Annotated in this window: 1 protein-coding gene; it reads left to right on the top strand. The window is 40.8% G+C overall.

Translation table 11 applies throughout. From position 1 onward, the window contains the following. Positions 1-258: 258 nt before the first annotated feature. Positions 259-1,320, top strand: coding sequence for an IS30 family transposase (locus AOQ32_RS08115; protein WP_059394379.1), 1,062 nt, complete (start codon positions 259-261; stop codon positions 1,318-1,320). The last annotated feature ends 285 nt before the right edge of the window (positions 1,321-1,605 follow it).

Raw genomic sequence — 1,605 nt, 5'->3', positions numbered from 1 at the left:
AGCGCGACAAATGTAGCGAAAGTTCCACAAAGCGCGACAAATGTAGCGAAAGTTCCACAAAGTGCGAAAGCTCATGTGCTAATGCACAACAATTGAAACATTTGATATAATTTTAGGGACGTTGCTACCGTACGTCACTTCCATTTACGTCTAGGCCCTGGCCGGACGTTTTTTTATTGTGCCATGACTTCCCCCTACGCCGAGGAGTGGGGGGCCTTACTGTTAGATCCACTATGAGCCAAAGCGAGGAAACAAACAATGGGCCAAACGCATTTAACCCTGGATATTCGAGTTCGAATTGAAACCCTGATCCGCGAAAAATACACACTCAGTGATATTGCCAATCAGATTGGTTATTCACGTGCTGCCATTACCAAAGAAATCCAACGAGCGACAAACCACGCCACCATGGGCATGAAAGTGAGTACGCGTATATCGAGACGCATGTATAATGCGCTTGAGGCACAGACATTAGCTGACCAAAAGCAACGAAACAAAAAGAAATCACCGAGTAAATTAACTAAACGACGTCAAGAGCTGATTAAGGACTATATCGTTAACAAGAAATGGTCACCAGAACAAATCGCCAACGGCCCATTAAGAGCGGGTGTTTGCTTTAAAACCATTTATAATTGGGTTAACCGGAAAAAAATTAAAGGACTCGACTATTGGTCTTTACGGGATAAGGGTAAACGGCAACGTTATCACAAAAGAGCACTTAGTTGGAGTGAACGAAAGAGTCTTTATCTGAAAAAAGAAGATCAGAAACGAGCCACACACCAATATTCAATTGATTACCGGCCTAGCGTAATCAATAATCGTCACCGGTTTGGTCATTGGGAAATTGACGGTGTTGAGTCCCGTCAATCCAGCCATTTATTATTAACATTCGTGGAACGTTTTAGCCGATACGCTGTTTCAATGGTTGTGAAGAACAAGTCTGCTTATACAGTTAGCAAAGCCATTGAGCAATTCTGTATAAAATATCAAGGTTGCGTCGATAGTGTTACTTGTGATCGCGGGTCTGAGTTTATCGCTTTACAAACTAGACAGGTTCTAAACAAAAACAAGGTCAAATATTACTTTGCCCATGCGTATTCACCATACGAACGTGGATCCAATGAGAACTTTAATAAGCTCTTACGCGAGTATTATCCAAAAAAGACAGACTTCGCTAAGGTAAGCCAATCTGAGCTTAATGAAAGTGTCATGAATATCAACACACGCCCAATGCGTATCCATCGTTATATGAGCCGTTTACAGGCTTTTAAACGTCATTGTCAGTACCGCAATATCGACCTAGCAACGATACTGAACTAAAGGCCAAGCAACACCAATACATACAGAAAACCCAGTCAAAGATGGCTGGGCTTTTTGCGTTGGTAATCCGAACAGATATTCGATATAATAAGTTATTCCAAGCGATAAAGAATGCTTATATAAAATTCTTTATGGCACCAAATTTTCACTCAGTTACAAAAGAGTGTGACAAAAAGCCCATAACACAGGCATTTTAAACGAATAATAAAAGTTGTTAATTTAGGGGTTGCACGTAACTTGTAAAATAAAAGGTAACGAAGGTGCTTAAAACGCTTATGTAGCAAC

This window comes from Fructobacillus tropaeoli, from assembly GCF_001047135.2.
Taxonomy (GTDB): Bacteria; Bacillota; Bacilli; order Lactobacillales; family Lactobacillaceae; genus Fructobacillus; species Fructobacillus tropaeoli.
Note: the sequence above shows the minus strand (reverse complement) of the source record. Positions and strands in the feature narration are given on the sequence as shown.